This is a genomic window from Rhodococcus sp. BP-349 (assembly GCF_019835845.1).
Taxonomy (GTDB): Bacteria; Actinomycetota; Actinomycetes; order Mycobacteriales; family Mycobacteriaceae; genus Rhodococcoides.
In genome coordinates, this window is the sequence record NZ_JABUDR010000001.1 from 2172990 (window position 1) to 2191672 (window position 18683).

The 18683-nt window shown below is 69.1% G+C and carries 14 protein-coding genes; 8 read left to right on the plus strand and 6 right to left on the minus strand.

Going from position 1 to position 18683, the window contains the following annotated elements:
* Positions 1-3 precede the first annotated feature (3 nt).
* Both HQ325_RS10280 and HQ325_RS10285 read right to left on the minus strand, forming a co-directional pair.
* Entirely contained in the window at positions 4-885 is an 882-nt protein-coding gene (locus tag HQ325_RS10280) for an ABC transporter permease (protein ID WP_222628640.1), read from the minus strand.
* Positions 882-3770, minus strand: a complete 2889-nt coding sequence (locus HQ325_RS10285; RefSeq protein ID WP_222628642.1) for an alpha/beta fold hydrolase — start codon at positions 3768-3770, stop codon at positions 882-884. The genes HQ325_RS10280 and HQ325_RS10285 overlap by 4 nt, the downstream gene beginning before the upstream one ends.
* Before the next feature lie 127 nt (positions 3771-3897).
* Between HQ325_RS10285 and HQ325_RS10290 the strand changes: the two genes are divergently transcribed.
* Complete coding sequence (locus HQ325_RS10290) at positions 3898-4350, plus strand: universal stress protein (RefSeq protein WP_027506754.1); 453 nt, start codon at positions 3898-3900, stop codon at positions 4348-4350.
* 56 nt (positions 4351-4406) lie between these two features.
* On the opposite strand, the gene HQ325_RS10295 is transcribed toward HQ325_RS10290, so the two are convergent.
* The 3 genes from HQ325_RS10295 to HQ325_RS10305 form a co-directional block, all read right to left on the minus strand.
* Positions 4407-6692 carry an ATP-binding domain-containing protein gene (locus HQ325_RS10295; protein ID WP_222628644.1) on the minus strand — a complete coding sequence of 762 codons (2286 nt, stop codon included), beginning with the start codon at positions 6690-6692 and terminating at the stop codon, positions 4407-4409.
* Between the two features lie 154 nt (positions 6693-6846).
* Positions 6847-7869, minus strand: a complete 1023-nt coding sequence (locus HQ325_RS10300; protein ID WP_222628646.1) for a DoxX family protein — start codon at positions 7867-7869, stop codon at positions 6847-6849.
* A 163-nt stretch (positions 7870-8032) separates the two neighbouring features.
* On the minus strand, positions 8033-8722 hold the full coding sequence (locus HQ325_RS10305) for an MBL fold metallo-hydrolase (RefSeq protein WP_222628649.1): 690 nt from the start codon (positions 8720-8722) through the stop codon (positions 8033-8035).
* A 210-nt stretch (positions 8723-8932) separates the two neighbouring features.
* Here HQ325_RS10305 and uvrA point away from each other — a divergent pair, with 210 nt between their 5' ends.
* On the plus strand, positions 8933-11851 hold the full coding sequence (gene uvrA, locus HQ325_RS10310; protein ID WP_222628652.1) for an excinuclease ABC subunit UvrA: 2919 nt from the start codon (positions 8933-8935) through the stop codon (positions 11849-11851).
* Between the two features lie 19 nt (positions 11852-11870).
* Here the strand turns inward: uvrA and HQ325_RS10315 are convergent, their stop codons facing one another.
* On the minus strand, positions 11871-12263 hold the full coding sequence (locus tag HQ325_RS10315) for a DUF1844 domain-containing protein (protein WP_231476444.1): 393 nt from the start codon (positions 12261-12263) through the stop codon (positions 11871-11873).
* A 501-nt stretch (positions 12264-12764) separates the two neighbouring features.
* Here HQ325_RS10315 and infC point away from each other — a divergent pair.
* The 6 genes from infC (at position 12765) to pheT (ending at position 18678) form a co-directional block, all read left to right on the plus strand.
* Positions 12765-13442 carry a translation initiation factor IF-3 gene (gene infC, locus HQ325_RS10320; protein ID WP_222629209.1) on the plus strand — a complete coding sequence of 226 codons (678 nt, stop codon included), beginning with the start codon at positions 12765-12767 and terminating at the stop codon, positions 13440-13442.
* Between the two features lie 50 nt (positions 13443-13492).
* On the plus strand, positions 13493-13687 hold the full coding sequence (gene rpmI, locus HQ325_RS10325; RefSeq protein WP_027506747.1) for a 50S ribosomal protein L35: 195 nt from the start codon (positions 13493-13495) through the stop codon (positions 13685-13687).
* Positions 13688-13734: 47 nt separating this feature from the next.
* A complete protein-coding gene (rplT, locus tag HQ325_RS10330; RefSeq protein ID WP_027506746.1) occupies positions 13735-14124 on the plus strand; it encodes a 50S ribosomal protein L20 in 390 nt (129 codons plus the stop codon).
* Positions 14124-14963 carry an RNA methyltransferase gene (locus HQ325_RS10335; RefSeq protein ID WP_222629211.1) on the plus strand — a complete coding sequence of 280 codons (840 nt, stop codon included), beginning with the start codon at positions 14124-14126 and terminating at the stop codon, positions 14961-14963. The genes rplT and HQ325_RS10335 overlap by 1 nt, the downstream gene beginning before the upstream one ends.
* A 70-nt stretch (positions 14964-15033) precedes the next feature.
* The gene (pheS, locus tag HQ325_RS10340; protein ID WP_081821415.1) at positions 15034-16128 is read left to right on the plus strand and encodes a phenylalanine--tRNA ligase subunit alpha; all 1095 of its coding nucleotides are present in this window, start codon (positions 15034-15036) and stop codon (positions 16126-16128) included.
* Between the two features lie 48 nt (positions 16129-16176).
* Positions 16177-18678 carry a phenylalanine--tRNA ligase subunit beta gene (pheT, locus tag HQ325_RS10345; protein WP_222628654.1) on the plus strand — a complete coding sequence of 834 codons (2502 nt, stop codon included), beginning with the start codon at positions 16177-16179 and terminating at the stop codon, positions 18676-18678.
* Positions 18679-18683 lie beyond the last annotated feature (5 nt).

The following is an 18683-nucleotide window of genomic DNA, read 5'->3' on the forward strand; positions in this document are numbered from 1 at the left end:
TCGTCAGCTCGTGATGTCCTTCGTCGCGAATCGCCGCCAGGCGATGATGCCGAAGATCGTGGCGTACGCGAGTGAGGAGAAGGCGCCGTCGAGAAGGTCGTTCCACGACAGCGTCGGCGACAGCACGCCCGTCCACGACGTCGAGTAGTGGCCGGGCAACAGGTTGCGCAGTGATCCCAGTGCCGTGATCTGATCGAGGATCTGCGCCACGATGGACACCATCACCGTGCCGCCGACCGCGCCCAGGGGCGCATCGGTGGACACCGACAGGGCGAGTGCCAGCCCGGCCACCCACGTCAGATTGATCGCGATGAAGACGACGCCGATCGCGAGCCGCCCGATCGACAGCCCGAACGACAGGGCATCGCCGAAGGGTGACACCAGCGACCCCAGGCCGTAGAGCACGCTGCCCAGGATCAGCGACACCCCCACGAGCGTGAGCAGCGCGGCGAGCGACAGGATCGCCGACACCAGGGCCTTCTGTAGCAGCAGCCGACCTCGCGGAACAGGGACCGCGAGCAGGTAGCGCAGACTCGACCACGATGCCTCGCTCGCGATCGCGTCGCCGAAGAACAGCGCCACCACCACGATCAGCAGGAATCCCACCGACACGAACAGGGCGAAGACGAGGAAGTTCACCCCACTCTGGGTGCCCAGGTCGATGAGGCTCCCGCTGGCGGTGTCGGAGTCCGACCCGCCCACCGTGAACGCGATGGCCATGATGACGGGCAGCAACGCGAGGAAGCCCAGGGACAACTGGGTTCTCCGCCGCGTGAACTGCCGCGTCAGCTCGGTCCGTAGCGACAGCGTGCCCGCGGGGGTGTACCCCGCGACCCGGCCGTCCGGATGCGCCGCGGTGGTCGTCGGTCGACTGTCGGCGCTCATGTGGTCGTTCCGTTCCCCGAGGACGCTTCCGCCGCATGGCGGAGTCGGTCGGTGTCGTCGTGCACGAGGTCGAGGAAGACGTCCTCGAGTCGTGTCGATCGCGACGCGGAGGAGACGCCGATACCGGCGCCCACCAACGTCCGCACCACCATCGCGGGATCGAGCACTCCGAGCTGCGCCTTGATCGCGCCCTCCGGTTCCGCCTCGACGACCTCGCCCATGCCGTCGATGCCTCGCAGCACCGAGACGGCGTCCGCGGCCCGATCGACACGGAACTCCAGAGGACCGCTCGCGCCGATCAGATCGTCGACCGTCCCGGAGCTGATGACGACGCCCTTGTTCATGACGACGACGTGCGTGCAGGTCTGTTCGACCTCCGCCAGCAGGTGGCTGCTGACGAGGACCGTGCGGCCCGTCTGCGCGTAGCGGATGAGGACGTCGCGCATGGTGCGGATCTGGGGCGGGTCGAGCCCGTTGGTGGGTTCGTCCAGGACCATGAGGTCCGGGAGTCCGAGCATCGCCTGCGCGATGGCGAGTCGTTGCCGCATGCCCTGGCTGTACGACCGGACCTTGCGGTGGATCGCCGTGCCGAGGTCGGCGATCTCGAGTGCCTCCTCGAGATGGGCGTCCTCCGCCGGTCGGCCGGTCGCCTTCCAGTACAGGTCCAGGTTCTCCATCCCCGAGAGATGGGGAAGGAATCCGGACCCCTCGACGAAGGAACCGAGTCGGGACAGCACCGGCGCCCCCGGAGAGACCAGGTGCCCGAAGACCCGGATCTCGCCGCTGGAGGGCGTGATGAGGCCCATCAGCATGCGCAGCGTGGTGGTCTTGCCGGCGCCGTTGGGGCCCAGGAGACCGAGCACCTGCCCCGCGCCGACGCGGAACGACACGCCGTCCACCGCGCGGAAGCCGTTGGAGTAGCTCTTCGCGAGATCGGTGATCACCAGCGGGACGTCCACCAGCGCCTCGTCCACCTCGGCGACGGTGCGACGCCGAGAGGTGAACGAGGCGAGAGCGACGAGGGCGGCGACCAGCACGGCGAGCCCGGCGATGCCCACGACGGGGACCCACGGGAACGTCGACTCCGCGTTCTCGGCGGGTACCTCGGGCAGTGCCAGCGTGGCGTCGGAGAGTGTGACCGACACCGCCGCGGGCTCGAGCGGGACGGCATAGGCCTGGTCGGTGGTGGAGAAGGCCACCTCGACGCGATTACCCGCGGCTACCTGGTAGGCCATGCCCGGCAACGTGACGGTCACCGTGGAGGGCTGGTCGGACGGTGGGACGCGCACTGCGGACACCAGACCGTTGGGCAGAGTGCGCCGACCGTCGTCGGACACGTCGTACAGCTTCGCGAAGAGCACGGTGCCGCTCGGCGAGGTGGTCGGACCGACGGTGACGGACACCGACGAGGTGCCGACGATCGTGTACGACGAGTCGAGCGGCTCCGTGACGAACGACGCGGTCTGTCCCGGGATGTCGCCCGTCAGGAGTGCGCTCGCGGCCCCGCCGAGCCCGGCTGCGGCGCCGCCCAGGGCGGAGGCGGAGCCGACCCCGGGCAGGGACGTGAGAGCAGCCGGGGACCCACCGGGCGGCCGGACGACGGTCTGAGTGTCGTTGCCGGTGGCCGAGGTGAGCGGGAAGTCCTGGCGTTCGGTCGGGGTGGCGTCCGAGAGCCCCGGATACGCGGCGGCGGTGAGCTCGCGAGCCCGATCGCCCTGGTCGGTCGGATCGCCCGCCAACGCATACGTGAACGCCGAGTCGGCGCGCGCGGAGTCGGTCCCGTCCCCGATCAGATGCTGCACCAGGAAGTCCGCGACCGCACCGTCCGCGGTGGCGTCGGTGCCGCCGGCATCGTGGCCGCCGTCGAACCACCGCACCTGGACCGAGCCGCCGGCCTCCGCGATCTGCCGTGCGGTGGCGTCGGCCTGGTCGAGTCCGAAGAGCGTGTCGCGCTGTCCCTGCACGAGCAGGGTGGGTGCGGTGATCGACGAGGCGAACGACCGGGGGGAGCGGGCGCGCAGCAGTTCGCTGGTGGCCTCGGACGGTTGCCCGCTCACCGCGGACTCCGCGTACGCGAGACACACCTGGAGGGCGAACCGGCCACATGCTCCCGCGGGGGCGGTCGATGTCGGAGCGTCGCCTGCTCCACCGGGAGCGGGTGCCGCCCCGGCGCCGAAGAAGATGCCGGCCCAACCGCGCTTCAGAACACCGGCGTCACTGCCCTCGGACACGGCGGGTGTCGGTGCCTGAGACGACGGCTCGGCCACCGAGTAGTTGGGAAAGAGGGACTGGTTCAGGTCGTTCCACGTGATCGAGGCGGCGTCCGCGTCGATGCGAGGATCGGTTCCGGCCGCCATGAGCGCGAGCGCGCCGCCGTAGGAACCACCGGCGACACCGACCCGAGGATCACCCGGGGAATCGAGTTGCACCTCGGAGCGAGTGGCCAGGTAGTCGATCAGTCCGCGGGCGTCGGCCACCTCACGATCGGGATCGTTGAGGCCGATGCTGCCGGTGCTCAGGCCGAAGCCGCGCGCGCTGTACGCGAGGACGACGAGCCCTCGCGACGCGAGATCCCGTGCCTGTGCGGCCACCGAGTTCTTGTCGCCGCCGAAGCCGTGGGCCAACAACACCGCCGGCGCGGGCCCGTCCGTGTCCGGCAGGTACAGCGTCGTGTCGATGTCGACGGTGGCACTGCTGCCCGGACTCTCGGCAAGTGTGCGGACGGCGTCTTCAGTCCGCACCGACGACGCGGAACCGTTCGAGTCGCGCAGAAGTGCGAACGACGCCACGGCGAGGGCGAGGACGACGAGCACCGCGACGACGACGATCACCGGTCGTCCGAGCGTCGAGGCGCGTCCGGGCAACCGGAATCGGGGTCGTGGCATTACTTCAATGTATGCGAGGGGAGTGACACGTGCTTTCGACCGGAAGCCGCGTCGGGTGGTCGCCGCTGCGACTAATGTCTCGAATCGACACTCGATGATCGTCGGGACATGACCACTGGAGGAATGTATGAGCGCTTACCGCAACGTCGTCGTCGGGACCGATGGCTCCGATTCGTCACTGCGGGCCGTGGAGAAGGCGGCAGCGCTGTCGGGTGATTCCGCCGCGACGCTCTACATCGCGTGTGCGTACTACCCGGCGGACTCGAAGGCGTCCTCGCAGGACGCGGACGCGCTGAAGGACGACGCGTACCAGATCACAGGATCCGCTCCGACACAGGAGATTCTGCGTGTCGCGCGGGAGCGTGCGGTGGCGGCCGGCGCCTCGTCGATCGAGGAGCGTCCCGTGGTGGGCAACCCCGTCGACTCGCTGCTCGAGCTCGTCGGCGAGGTGAAGGCGGATCTGCTCGTGGTGGGCAACCGTGGACTGAACTCGCTCACCGGCCGCCTGCTCGGCTCGGTTCCGTCCGATGCGGCTCGCAAGGCGCGCTGCGACGTGCTGATCGTGCACACCACGCACTGACGCTCGAATCACCGCTGGATGCCGTCACGGCACGATCCGTTCGTGCCGTGTCGGCATCACTGCGTCACGGGGGCGATGGGTCCCATCACGTCCGGTAGCGGCGATGTGTGGACGATTCCCAGCCGCTGTGTCGCGCGCGTGAGGGCGACGTACAGATCGTTCAGGCCGCGGGCCGAGTCGTCCACGATCCGTGCGGGTTCCACGATGAGCACCGAGTCGAACTCGAGACCCTTCGCGTCGCGCACCGTGCACACCCGGACGTCGTCGGCCCCCAGATGTGCGAGCCGCGCGGCGATGTCCGCGGGTGCCAGCACCGCCGACATCCCCGGGCGTGGATGCGCGGCGACGTGGCGTTCGACCGCCGACACCAGATCGTCCTCCGTGACTCGATGCGCCCACGGCGTCTCGCCGTTGTCCCGCACCGACCGCGGGATCGATGCGGCCGGGTCCAGCGTCGAGAGAACTCGCCGGGCGATCTCCATGATCGCCGCGGGGGTGCGGTAGTTCACGGTGAGCTCGGTCAGCTTCCACCGTTGCGCCACATAGGGGCCGAGGACGTCCTGCCAGGACGAGGCGCCCGCCGTGTCGCCCGTCTGGGCCACGTCGCCCACGAGGGTCATCCATCGATTGGGTATGCGGCGCATGACCATTCGCCACGCCATCTGCGAGAGTTCCTGCGCCTCGTCGACGATGACGTGGCCGTAGGTCCACGTGCGGTCGCCGGCCGCGCGTTCGGCCGCCGTCAACCGGCGTCCGTGCCCCTGACGCTGGGCGAGTCTGTCGGCGTCGATGAGGTCGTACGCCATGAGGATTTCCGGATCGAGTTCGTCCTCGAGATCCTGCGGTGCCGATCCGGTCAGGATGTCGAGGGCGCCCTGGGCGTCCTCGATCTGGGCGCGCCAGCGACGCTGTTCCCGTTCGCGTTCCGCGGCGTCGTCGATACCCAGCAGCTCCGCGAGCTCGTCCAGCAGGGGAGCGTCGGCACCGCTGAAGCGCCCGTCGTCCGACCGCTCGAGGGCGGCGCGGTCCACGGGGGCCCATCCCGGTGCGGCCACCCGCAGCCGTTCGGGCGAGGCCAGCAGCCCGGCGAGAACGTCCTGGGCGGACAGCTCCGGCCACAGCGCGCCGATCGCACCCATCAGTTCGGGGCTCTCCCGCATCTCGTCGCGGATGTCGGCGATGTCGTCACGGCTCAGCAGATTCGACCCGTCCAGCACGTCACCGCCCACGATGGCGGCGAACTGGTCGGCGAGCAGATCGATCATGGTGGACACGAAGATCGGTCGTGCGAGGTTGTGGGGTCGACGCGAGGACCGCGCCCGTCCGCGTGCGCGCGTGACCATCTTGCGGTCGATCCGCAGTGTGTAGGTGTCGAAATCGACGGACACCGGCTCCGACGGAAGTTCCTGACGGTCGCGTACGGCGGCGATCAGGACGTCGACGACGTCGAGGGACCCCTTGAGTTCCGCTGCGCGCGCGGTGTCCTCACGGCTCGCGTCGACACCCGGGTACAGATCCCCGATGGTCGACAGCAGCACGCCCGTCTCGCCCAGGGAGGGCAGTACCTGGCCGATGTAGTCGAGGAAGGTGCTGTTCGGTCCGATGATCAGCACGCCGCTCTTGTCCAGCTGCTTGCGGTACGTGTACAGCAGGTACGCGGCGCGGTGCAGGGCCACCGCCGTCTTGCCGGTACCGGGACCACCCTGCACCACCAGGACGCTGCGATGCGTGGACCGGATGATGTCGTCCTGCTCGCGCTGGATCGTCTCGACGATGTCGTTCATCTGTCCCGTGCGCGCGGCGTTGAGCGCGGACAGCAGAGCGCTCTCTCCGGCGACACCGTCCGACCCGGTGGCGACGCCGGCGTCCTGCGCCGTCCGCAGGTCCAGGTACTCGTCCGCCACCCCGGTGACGCGACGACTGCGCGTCCGGATGTGGCGACGGCGTACGACGCCCTCGGGGGCGGCGGGCGTGGCCAGATAGAACGGGCGAGCCAGCGGGGCGCGCCAGTCGTAGAGCAACGACTGGTAGTCGTCGTCCTCGTCGAGGATGCCGACACGACCGATGTAGCGCGGCGCGTCGTCCTCGACGTCGATCCGGCCGAAGCACAGACCGTTCTCGGACGCGTCGTACTTCGCGATGTCGTCGTTGTACAGAGCCGAGTAGGACTCGCGTTCGCTGCGCGCCTGCGGTGTCCCGCCCGTCTGGAGCAGGACGGCGCTCAGCCGGGACCGTGCATAGGTCCGCAGAGCGTCGAGGCGGTCGTAGAGCAGGGTGACGCGCTGTTGTTCCTGGTCGAGGTCGGCGTCGTGCAGATCTGTCGGGGTGCCCTGATCCGGCACATGGTCTCCTGAACGCGAGTGGGGCTGGGTGTCGAGGGTGGTCGTGCACCTCTCGTCGGCGCACGGAAGCGCCAGAAAAGTCTACGGGCTCCCGACGGCAACGGCCGGTGCCCCCGATCTCTCGGGAACACCGGCCGTGTGCTGTGGGAAAAGGTCAGAGGTACTGGTGCACCGTGCCCTCGACGCGGGCCCGTGCCTCCTTGGCGCGCTTCTCGGCGTCCTTCAGCGACGACTGCAGCTGCTTCTGTGCGTCCTTGCTGGTGGACTTGTACTGCTTCTTGTACTCCTTGCGTGCGGCGTCGAACTGCTTGCGCGCGTCCTTGCCGGACTTCTTGGCCTGCTTGCGGGCCTTCTTGCCGTACTTGTCCGCCAGGTCACTGCCGTCGGCCTTGGCCTTCTCGGCCAGCTCGGCACCGCGGGACGCGGCGATCTCGGCGTACTTGCTGCCGCGATCCTGGGCGACGTCGGCGAACTCGGATGCGCGTGCAGCGGCCAGATCGGCCCACTTGGCACTGCGCTCCTTGGCCAGCTCGGCGAGCTTGCCGCCGCGATCCTGGGCGACGTCCGCCAACTCGGCGCCACGCTGCGACGCGATCTCGACGAGCGGCTGAGCGCGCTCGGCGGCGACGCCCGCGAGCTCCTTGGCGCGCTCGCCGGCGTGGGCGAGCGTCTCGGAGCTGTCCGAGGAGGACACCAGCGGGAGGGCGCCGGCGACGGCGACCTTGGCCGACTTGGCCGCCTTGCGGCCGCGCCAGGCGACGGACGGCTTGCCCTCGGTGTCGACGGCCGCGATGAGGAGGCCGCCGAGGAGGCTGACGTTCTTGATGAACTGGGTGCGCTGCAGCGCCTTCGCCTGCGGGTCCGTCTCGTTCCAGAAGGAGTGACCCGCGAGGGTCGTCGGGACGAGGCTACCCGCGAGCACGGTGGACGCGAGGCGCGGCGCCCGACCGGTCGCGAGAAGGAATCCGCCGCCGATCTGCACCGCGGCGTTGATCTTGACCAGCGTCTCGGGGTCGGAGGGAACGTTCTGCGTCACCTCGTCGGGAAGGGCGTCCTGGCTCTTCTCGATCAGAGGCTTCGCGGCCTGAGCCCTTCCGGCGGGGTTGCGCAGCGCATCCACGCCTCCTGCGATGAAGATGGATGCGAGCATCGGTCGGGCGATCCGGCGGACAATCACTGAGCCTCCTGCGTTGCGGCTGTGGTGTGGGGGACTGCTCTGGCTGCACGAGTGCGGTTGTTCACGCCCATGACATGCATGTGACGCTCTCGAACTGTATCCATACCCCCCGCCCCGGCGATTGAATCGCGGGGCGGGCGGGGGACCGGATCATGGTGACGGATCACCAGCCGCGGGTCCGCCATTCGTGGAGGTGAGGACGTTCCGCGCGCAGCGTCGTGTCCTTGCCGTGGCCCGGGTAGACGACCGTTCGATCGTCGTACCGACCGAAGAGCCGCGACTCCACGTCGTCCAGCAGTGACACGAAGTTCGCCTCGCCGTCGGTCTTGCCGACGCCGCCGGGGAACAGCGAGTCGCCGGTGAACAGGTGCACGACGCCGCTCTCGGGGTCCGTGAGCGCCAGCGCGATCGACCCGGGTGTGTGGCCGCGGAGGTGGATCACGTCGAGGGTGACGTCGCCGACCTGCACGGAGTCGCCGTCGTCGAGCAGGCGGGTGGGGGCGACGGGGAGCGGTTCCGCATCGAGCGGATGTGCCGCCGACGGGGCGCCCGTCGCCGATGCGACGTCCTCGAGCGCCTGCCAGTGGTCGAAGTGCTGGTGCGTCGTGACGATCAGCGAGACCTCGGGTGCCACGTGGTCGACGACGGCGCGCAGCGTCGGAGCGTCGTTCGCGGCGTCGACGAGCAGCGATCGGCCCGTCCGGGAACAGACGACGAGGTAGGCGTTGTTGTCCATCGGGCCCACCGAGGTCTTCACGATCGTGGCGTGCGACAGGGTGCGGCGCTGCGAGCCCGTCCCCACGGACACCTCGCCGGTGTAGTCGTCGGAGATCGTCGGTGCATTCTCGGTCATGGGCGTGAGATTACCCACGGCGACCGGTCGTGAGCCGGGCGAGGAGCCCGTCGGCCGGTCGAGTCTGTCGGACCTCGGGCATATGGTCGTCGAAGCCTGTCGTGTCCGAACACGACATGTCCGACGAAGAGTGGGCAGTTCACGCGGTCGACGAGAGAGTCGACGCAGCACGTTGCACGGCCGCGGGCCGTGACGAAGGAGAGGACAACCGTGGCGGATCGCCTGGTAGTGCAGGGCGCACGCGAACACAATCTCAAGGGCGTCGACATCGATCTGCCCCGGGACAGTCTCATCGTGTTCACCGGTCTGTCCGGGTCGGGCAAGTCGAGCCTGGCGTTCGACACCATCTTCGCCGAGGGCCAGCGGCGGTACGTCGAGTCGCTGTCGGCCTACGCGCGCCAGTTCCTGGGCCAGATGGACAAGCCGGACGTCGACTTCATCGAGGGCCTCTCGCCCGCGGTCTCGATCGATCAGAAGTCGACCAACCGCAACCCGCGGTCCACGGTCGGCACCATCACCGAGGTCTACGACTACCTGCGCCTGCTCTACGCACGCGCCGGCACGGCGCACTGCCCGCAGTGCGGTGAGCGCATAGCCAAGCAGTCGCCTCAGCAGATCGTCGACCAGGTGCTCGCGATGGAGGAGGGCCTGCGTTTCCAGGTGCTCGCTCCCGTCGTGCGCACGCGCAAGGGCGAGTTCGTCGATCTCTTCGAGCAGCTCAACACGCAGGGCTACTCGCGTATCCGCGTCGACGGCACCGTGCACCAGCTCACCGATCCGCCCAAGCTGAAGAAGCAGGACAAGCACGACATCGAGGTGGTGGTCGACCGCCTGACCGTCAAGGCGTCGTCCAAGCAGCGGCTCACCGACTCGGTGGAGACCGCGCTGCGCCTCGCCGACGGCATCCTGGTGCTCGACTTCGTCGACCGCGAGGAGAACGCCGCCGACCGTGAGCGTCGGTTCTCCGAGCGTCTGGCGTGCCCCAACGGGCATCCGCTCTCCGTCGACGAACTCGAACCCCGCGCGTTCTCGTTCAACTCGCCCTACGGCGCGTGCCCGGAGTGCGCGGGACTCGGCATCCGGAAGGAGGTCGACCCCGAACTGGTGGTTCCGGACCCCGATCTCAGCCTGGCGGACGGCGCCATCGCGCCGTGGTCCATGGGCCAGACGTCCGAGTACTTCGGCCGGCTGCTGTCCGGGCTCGCCGACGCCATGGGCTTCGACATCGACACCCCGTGGCGGAAACTGCCGGCCAAGGTGAAGCGTGCCGTCCTCGAGGGCAGCGAGCACCAGGTGCACGTCCGCTACAAGAACCGGTACGGACGCACCCGGTCCTACTACGCCGAGTTCGAGGGCGTCATGCCCTTCCTGCACCGTCGGATGGATCAGACCGAGTCGGAGCAGATGAAGGAGCGTTACGACGGCTACATGCGGGAGGTCGACTGCCCGGTGTGCGAGGGCGCGCGCCTGCGCCCCGAGATCCTGTCCGTGACCATCGCCGCGGGCGACTTCGGGGACAAGTCCATCGCCGACGTGTGTGCACTGTCCATCTCGGAGTGCTCGAACTTCCTGAACACCCTCACGCTCGGTCCGCGTGAGGAGGCCATCGCCGGCCAGGTGCTCAAGGAGATCCAGGCCCGCCTCGGCTTCCTGCTGGACGTGGGACTCGAGTACCTCACGCTGTCGCGCGCGGCAGGAACGCTGTCGGGCGGCGAGGCACAGCGCATTCGCCTCGCGACCCAGATCGGCAGTGGTCTCGTCGGCGTCCTGTACGTGCTGGACGAGCCGTCCATCGGCCTCCACCAGCGGGACAACCGTCGGCTCATCGACACGCTCACGCGGCTGCGCAACCTCGGCAACACGCTCATCGTCGTCGAGCACGACGAGGACACCATCCGCACGTCCGACTGGGTCGTGGACATCGGCCCGCTCGCCGGCGAGCGCGGCGGACGTGTCGTGCACAGCGGAACCTACGAGACGCTTCTCACCAACGCGGAGAGCCTCACCGGGGCGTACCTCTCGGGTCGCTCGGCCATCGAGGTCCCGGCGGTACGTCGCCCGATCGATCCCAAGCGGAAGATCTCCGTCATCGGTGCTCGGGAGCACAACCTGCAGGACATCGATGTCAGCTTCCCGCTGGGAGTGCTCACCTCCGTGACGGGCGTGTCCGGATCGGGCAAGTCCACGCTGGTCAACGACATCCTGGCGACGGTGATGGCGAACAAGCTCAACGGCGCTCGCCAGGTACCCGGGCGGCACACCCGCGTCAACGGCCTCGATCAGCTGGACAAGCTCGTGCGGGTCGACCAGTCACCCATCGGCCGTACGCCGCGGTCCAACGCGGCCACCTACACCGGTGTGTTCGACAAGATAAGGACGCTGTTCGCCGCGACGACCGAGGCCAAGATCCGCGGCTATCAGCCGGGTCGGTTCTCCTTCAACGTGAAGGGCGGCCGGTGCGAGGCGTGCTCGGGTGACGGCACCCTGAAGATCGAGATGAACTTCCTGCCGGACGTCTACGTGCCGTGCGAGGTGTGCCACGGTGCCCGGTACAACCGGGAGACGCTCGAGGTCCACTACAAGGGCAAGACCATCGCCGAGGTGCTGAACATGCCCATCGAGGAGGCGGCCGACTTCTTCGAACCGATCACGTCCATCCACCGGTATCTCAAGACGCTGAACGAGGTGGGCCTGGGCTATGTCCGTCTGGGACAGCCGGCCACCACGCTGTCCGGCGGCGAGGCGCAGCGTGTGAAGCTGGCCGCAGAGCTGCAGAAGCGTTCCATGGGACGAACGGTGTACATCCTCGACGAGCCGACCACGGGTCTGCACTTCGAGGACATCCGCAAGCTGTTGCTGGTGATCAACGGTCTGGTGGACAAGGGCAACACCGTCATCGTCATCGAGCACAACCTGGACGTCATCAAGACGTCCGACTGGGTGATCGACATGGGTCCCGAGGGCGGGTCCGGCGGCGGAACAATGGTGGCCGAGGGCACTCCCGAGCAGATCGCGGCCGTGCCCGAGAGCTACACCGGCAAGTTCCTGCAGGAGTCTCTCGATGCCGCCTCGACCCCACCGGTCCCGGCCAAGCGGACCCGCAAGCGCAAGCCTGTCGCGGTCTCCTGACCGGGCCGTCGCGCGACGGTCAGTGGACGGGCCCGGTGTACTTCTCGCCGGGCCCGGCGCCGGGCGCGTCCGGGTGCGCCGACTGCTCGCGGAACGCCTTCTGCAGTGCCTGCAGCCCTTCGCGGATGGGGCCGGCGTGCGGCCCCAGGTACTCCACGGAGGCCGTGACCAGCCCGGCGAGTGCGGTGATCACGCGTCGCGCCTCGTCGAGATCGAGGTGGGGGCTGTCGGACGGATCCGCGTCGGAGAGTCCCAGCTTCTCGGCGGCGGAGCTCATGAGCATCACCGCGGCGCGGCTGATGACCTCGATCGCAGGGACGTCGGCCAGTTCACGCACGTCCGGCTCGAGCTGCGGCGCATCGCCCTCCACCTGTGGAGCACCGGCCTGAACGGCATCATCGGGGGTCGTCATGACATCAGACGATGCCACGATGCGCCGACACCGACGTCCCCGCCCGGTGCGTGACCGGACGGATTCGGTCCGCGAGGGCACCTGGTGTTATTCTTCTTTCCACGACCGCCTTCAGGTGTGTCCGTGTCGGCGCGCGAGTGCCGGGCACGGATGCGGAACCCGGAGGCAGCAAGTGGAGTCCGACTCCCACCACCGCACGGTTCGCCGGGCAGTGGTTCCGGTCCTTCCCAGCCACATCGGGAAGTGGTGCGCTTCGTCGACGAGACGAGGTGGCCCGCGGATGGTGACATCCGTCGACCGGTCGGTACCGGACCCCGCTGCTCGCGATCTCGATCGTGAGCGACGGGGTTTTCGTCGTTCGGAAGGTTCCCGCGGGAACAAATCCGGTGGCCACGGTGTCGAGGTAGACGGAGAGCACGAGCGCCGGTGTGGAGCGCGTAGGACGGCGCACCGCATCGGGTCGAGCACCACCATCCGTCACCGCACTACCGAGGAGGCCCCATCAGCACTGAGACCCGCATCAACGATCGCATCCGAGTTCCCGAAGTCCGACTCGTCGGACCTGGCGGTGAACAGGTGGGGATCGTGCGTGTTGAAGATGCACTCCGCCTGGCTGTCGAAGCCGATCTCGACCTCGTCGAGGTCGCACCCGACGCCCGTCCGCCGGTCTGCAAGATCATGGACTACGGCAAGTTCAAGTACGAAGCTGCGCAGAAGGCTCGTGAGTCGCGCAAGAACCAGACGCTCACGGTCATCAAGGAGCAGAAGCTTCGTCCCAAGATCGACGACCACGACTACGAGACGAAGAAGGGCCATGTCGTCCGCTTCCTCGAGGCCGGGTCCAAGGTCAAGGTGACCATCATGTTCCGTGGACGCGAGCAGTCGCGGCCCGAACTCGGTTACCGCCTCCTTCAGCGCCTGGGCGCCGACGTCGCCGAGCACGGCTTCGTCGAGACCTCGGCCAAGCAGGACGGCCGCAACATGACGATGGTCCTGGCTCCGCACAAGGGCGCCAAGACCAGGGCGAAGGCAGCGGAGGCGTCCAACGCACCGCGCGCCACCGTGCCGCCGCCGGCCTCCGCGCCGACCGCTGCACCCGCCGCCGAGGCGGCGCCGCCGGCACCCGCTGCTCCGCAGACGCCGGCGACGCCGCAGGCACCAGCCACACCGAGCGCCTGAGCGTTCGGATCCACCAGCACCACCGACCGAAGTAACAGAACTGAGGACTCATGCCCAAGTCGAAGACTCACAGCGGCACCGCGAAGCGATTCAAGGTGTCCGGTAGCGGAAAGATCCTGCGCCAGAAGGCCGGCCGCCGCCACCTGCTCGAGCACAAGTCCTCGCGCGTGACGCGTCGCCTCGACGGCAAGGCCGTCGTCAGCCCCAACGACGTTCCCCGCGTCAAGCGGCTTCTCGGTCTCTGATCTCTTTCCCACCCGGGCCCTAGGCCCCACTACGACAGGATTCACCAGTGGCACGCGTGAAAAGGGCGGTCAACGCCCAGAAGAAGCGTCGTTCGATTCTCGAGGCGTCCAGCGGATACCGCGGGCAGCGTTCGCGTCTCTACACCAAGGCGAAGGAGCAGCAGCTCCACTCGCTCACCTACGCGTACCGCGATCGCCGCGCTCGCAAGGGTGACTTCCGAAAGCTGTGGATCACGCGTATCAACGCGGCAGCTCGGGCGAACGACATCACGTACAACCGTTTCGTGCAGGGTCTGAAGATCGCCGAGGTCGAGGTCGACCGCAAGATCCTCGCCGAGCTCGCGGTCTCCGACGCTGCGGCGTTCACCGCACTCGTCGAGATCGCCAAGGCGGCACTGCCTGCCGACATCAACGCACCGGCCGGAGAAGCAGCCTGATCAGGCGCTTCGACGACACTCCGTCACGACCCGCGGCGCCGCTCACCGAGCGGACTCCGCGGGTCGTTTCGGCTGTCAAGCTGCAGCGCGGCGTCGAACGTCGGCGAACCGGCCTCTTCCTCGCGGAGGGAGAGAACGCGGTGACCGAGGCGGTCGCCGCCGGTGTCGTGCGCGAGGTGTTCGCCACCGAGCGCTGGTTCGACGAGCGCCGCGGACTGCTCGAGGCGTCGGCCGCGGCCGGTGCGCAGCCGCAGCTGATGACCGAGCGCGCGGCGACATCGCTGTCGGACACCGTGACTCCGCCGGGAATCGTGGCCGTGTGCACGTCCGTCGTCGTCTCCCTGGTGGAGGCGTTGGCCGCGAGCCCGTCACTCGTGACGGTCGTCGTCGACATCTCCGAGCCGGGCAACGCGGGCACCATCCTGCGCGTCTCGGACGCCGCCGGCGCCGGCGCGGTGATCTTCGCCGGGGACAGTGTCGATCCGCTGAACGGCAAGAGCGTGCGCGCGTCCGCCGGAAGTCTCTTCCATCTCCCCGTCGCACGGGAGCGTTCGGTGACGGCGGTACTCGACGCGGTCCGTGCGACCGGCGCCCGTCTGCTGGCGACGACCGTCGACGGTGAACTGGACCTCGACGACGCCGACGACGCGCTGGCCGGGCGCACCGCCTGGGTGTTCGGCAACGAGGCGCACGGGCTGTCCCGCGAGGTCGCGGCTGCTGCGGATCACCGGGTGCGCATTCCCATCCACGGCCGCGCCGAGAGTCTCAACCTCGCCACCGCGGCCGCCGTGTGTCTGTACGCCGGTGCGCGGGTGCAGCGCCGCCGGGGCACCGCCTAGGCTTTCCCCGCCGGGTTCTGCCCGGCGACCGTGAGGAGCACCGCGACAGAGGTGCTCGCCGATCGAGACGATGGAGTGTGTGGACGTGGAGCGCAACGAGGGTGAAGCGCAGGCCGATCAGGCCGCTGCCGACGCGGAGGCGCTGACCGACGCTGCGCTGGACGCAGCCGTCACCGAGGCCGAGTCCGCCTTCGCCGCCGCGTCCGACATCGACGCTCTGTCCGAGGCCAAGATCCACCACATCGGGAACAAGGCGCCCCTCGCGCTCGCACAGCGCGCGTTGGGCTCGCTGCCGAAGACCGAGCGGGCCGACGCCGGCAAGCGGGTCAAGGTGGCGCGTGACCGTGTGCGGATCGCGTTCGACGATCGTCGTGAGGTGCTGCTCGCCGAACGTGACGCGGCTGTGCTCGTCGCCGAGGCGATCGACGTGACCCTGCCGTCCGTCCGCCGCCCGGTGGGCGCCCGCCATCCCATCACCGTCATCGCCGATCAGGTCGCCGACGTCTTCGTGGCGATGGGGTGGGAGGTGGCCGAGGGCCCGGAGGTGGAGACCGAGCACTTCAACTTCGACGCGCTCAACTTCCTGCCCGACCATCCCGCGCGGACGATGCAGGACACCTTCCACGTCGCGCCCGAGGGGTCTCGTCAGGTGCTGCGCACGCACACCTCGCCGGTGCAGGTGCGGTCGATGCTCGAGCGCGACCTGCCGATCTACGTGGTGTGCCCCGGGCGCACGTTCCGTACGGACGAACTCGACGCGACGCACACGCCCGTCTTCCATCAGGTCGAGGGACTCGCCGTGGACAAGGGGCTCACGCTCGCCAATCTCCGCGGCACGCTCGACGCGTTCGCGCGTGCGCTGTTCGGCCCGGAGACGCGGACCCGGATGCGCCCCAACTACTTCCCGTTCACCGAGCCGTCCGCGGAGGTGGACGTGTGGTTCCCCCGCAAGAAGGGTGGAGCGGGCTGGGTCGAGTGGGGTGGCTGCGGCATGGTGAATCCGAACGTGCTGCGCGCCTGTGGCGTCGACCCGGAGATCTACAGCGGGTTCGCCTTCGGCATGGGCCTCGAGCGAACGCTGCAGTTCCGCAACGACATTCCCGACATGCGCGACATCGTCGAGGGCGACGTGCGGTTCAGCCTGCCCTTCGGTGTGGCCGGCTGACGCTCGGCCCCTGCAGACAAGCATTCAGACAGAGAGAGTGGAGAAGTCGTGCGAGTGCCCCAGTCCTGGTTGACCGAGGTCGTCCGGAAGGCCGCTCCCGAGTGGAGCGTCACTGCTGACGAGCTCGACGCGGGGTTCGTGTCCGTCGGCTTCGAGATCGAGGACGTCATCCCCCTTCCGGAGATCACGGGCCCGTTGGTCGTCGGCCGTGTGCAGTCCATCGAGGAGTTGACCGAGTTCAAGAAGCCGATCCGCTTCTGCCTGGTCGAGGTGGGCGAGGCGGAGCCCCGCGGAATCGTCTGCGGTGCACGGAATTTCGCGGAGGGCGACCTCATCGTGGCCGCACTTCCCGGCAGCGTTCTGCCCGGCGGGTTCGCCATCGCCGCGCGGTCCACGTACGGGCGCACGTCCGACGGCATGATCTGCTCGGTGTCCGAGCTCGGTATCGGTTCGGATCACTCCGGCATTCTCGTGCTGCCTGCCGGCACGGCCGAGCCCGGCGACGACGCACTCGCCGTTCTGGGCATGGACGACACCGTGTTCGACGTCAACGTGACGCCCGATCGCGGATACGCCCTGAGCGTGCGCGGTCTCGGCCGCGAACTGGCGTGCGGTTTCGACCTGGACTTCGTCGATCCCGCCGACGCCTCGCAGCCCGTCGTGTCCGCGGCCGCCTCCGAGGGCGAGGCGTGGCCCGTCGACGTCCGTTCCGAGTCGGGTGCCACCCGTTTCGCCGCGCGCCGCGTCGTGGGCATCGATCCGGCCGCGGTGACCCCCTGGACGATCCAGCGGCGGCTGCTGCTGTCCGGTGTGCGACCCATCTCGCCCGCGGTCGATGTCACCAACTACGTCATGCTCGAACTGGGCCAACCGCTCCACGCGTTCGACGCCTCCGCGCTGTCGGGCGGGTTGGTGGTCCGCCGCGCCGAGGCGGGGGAGACGCTCCGCACCCTCGACGACACCGTGCGCACCCTCGACCCGGAGGACGTCGTCATCGCGGACGAGTCCGGCGTGGTGTCGTTGGCCGGTGTCATGGGTGGCGCGTCCACCGAGGTGGGCGACGAGACCACCGACATCCTGCTCGAGGCGGCCATCTGGAGCCCGCTCGCCGTGTTCCGCACCGCGCGCCGTCACCGGCTGCCCAGTGAGGCGAGCCGTCGCTACGAACGAGTGGTGGACTCTGCTCTCCCGGTGCGCGCGCTCGACCGTGCCGCCGCACTGCTGGCCTCGATCGCGGGCGGCCGGGTGGAGCCGCTGCTCACCGACATCGGTGCATCGACGGTGTCCGACACCGTGACCATGGATCTCGACCTGCCGGACCGGGTCGCGGGTGTGACCTATCCGAGCGGAACCGCGGTGCGCCGCCTCACCCAGGTCGGGTGCGAGGTCGTCGTGGACGTGTCCGAGGCCGGGCGCGGGGTGGCCGTCGTGACGCCGCCGACGTGGCGTCCCGACCTCCGTCAGGCCGCCGACCTGGTCGAGGAGGTGCTGCGACTCGAGGGACTGGAGTCCATTCCGTCCGTCCTGCCGCACGCTCCCGCGGGCCGCGGACTCACCGCCGCCCAGCGTCGTCGCCGGGCAGTGGGTCGGGCACTGTCCTACACAGGGCACGTCGAGGTCCTCGCGCCCGTGTTCCTGCCGGCCGGGGTCTTCGACGTCTGGGGACTCGACGCGGACGATCCGCGCCGGGTGACCACGCGGGTGCTCAATCCGTTGGAGGCGGACCGACCCGAACTGGCGACCACTCTCGTCCCCGGTCTCCTGGAGATCGCCCAGCGCAACGTCTCGCGCGGACAGCGGGATCTGGCGCTGTTCGCCGTCGCGCAGGTCGTCGAACCGGGTGAGGGCACGCGCCCGATCGATGCGCTCGCCGTCGACCGTCGTCCCACCGAGGACGAGATCGACGCTCTGAAGCAGTCGTTGCCGGTGCAGCCGCTGCACGCCGCCGTCGTGCTGACCGGTGCGGTGACGGCACCCGGGCCGTGGGGCGCCGGCCGTCCTGCCGACGCCACCGATGCCTTCAGTGCAGCGAGGACCATCGCGAGCGCGTCCGGTGTCGAGGTGGAACTCCGGTCCGCCCGGTACCTTCCGTGGCATCCGGGCCGGTGTGCCGAAGTCGTTGTGGACGGTGTCGTGGTCGGGCACGCGGGTGAGCTGCATCCCGGTGTCCTCGAGCGCGCCGGTCTGCCGCCGCGGACCTGCGCGGTGGAGATCGACCTCGATCTCGTCCCCACCCGTGAGCCGCTGCCGTCACCGTCCATCTCGCCGTTCCCCGCCGTGCTGCAGGACGTCGCGGTCGTCGTCGACGAGTCCGTCCCGGCCGCCGCCGTGCAGTCGGCTCTGGTGTCCGGGGCGGGCCCACTCCTCGAGGACATTCGTGTCTTCGACGTGTTCTCCGGCGATCAGGTCGGTGCCGGCCGGAAGTCACTGGCTTTCGCCCTGCGGTTCCGAGCGGCCGACCGTACGTTGACCGAGGACGAGGCGAGTGCCGCTCGCGATGCCGCCGTCGCAGCAGCGACGACGGCAGTGGGAGCCGAACTCCGACACTGACGGTG

Coding starts and splice junctions, on each gene's coding strand:
- HQ325_RS10280 (WP_222628640.1), bottom strand. CDS start 885: ATGAGCGCCGACAGTCGACCGACGACCACCGCGGCGCATCCGGACGGC.
- HQ325_RS10285 (WP_222628642.1), bottom strand. CDS start 3,770: ATGCCACGACCCCGATTCCGGTTGCCCGGACGCGCCTCGACGCTCGGA.
- HQ325_RS10290 (WP_027506754.1), top strand. CDS start 3,898: ATGAGCGCTTACCGCAACGTCGTCGTCGGGACCGATGGCTCCGATTCG.
- HQ325_RS10305 (WP_222628649.1), bottom strand. CDS start 8,722: ATGACCGAGAATGCACCGACGATCTCCGACGACTACACCGGCGAGGTG.
- HQ325_RS10315 (WP_231476444.1), bottom strand. CDS start 12,263: ATGACGACCCCCGATGATGCCGTTCAGGCCGGTGCTCCACAGGTGGAG.
- rpmI (WP_027506747.1), top strand. CDS start 13,493: ATGCCCAAGTCGAAGACTCACAGCGGCACCGCGAAGCGATTCAAGGTG.
- pheS (WP_081821415.1), top strand. CDS start 15,034: ATGGAGTGTGTGGACGTGGAGCGCAACGAGGGTGAAGCGCAGGCCGAT.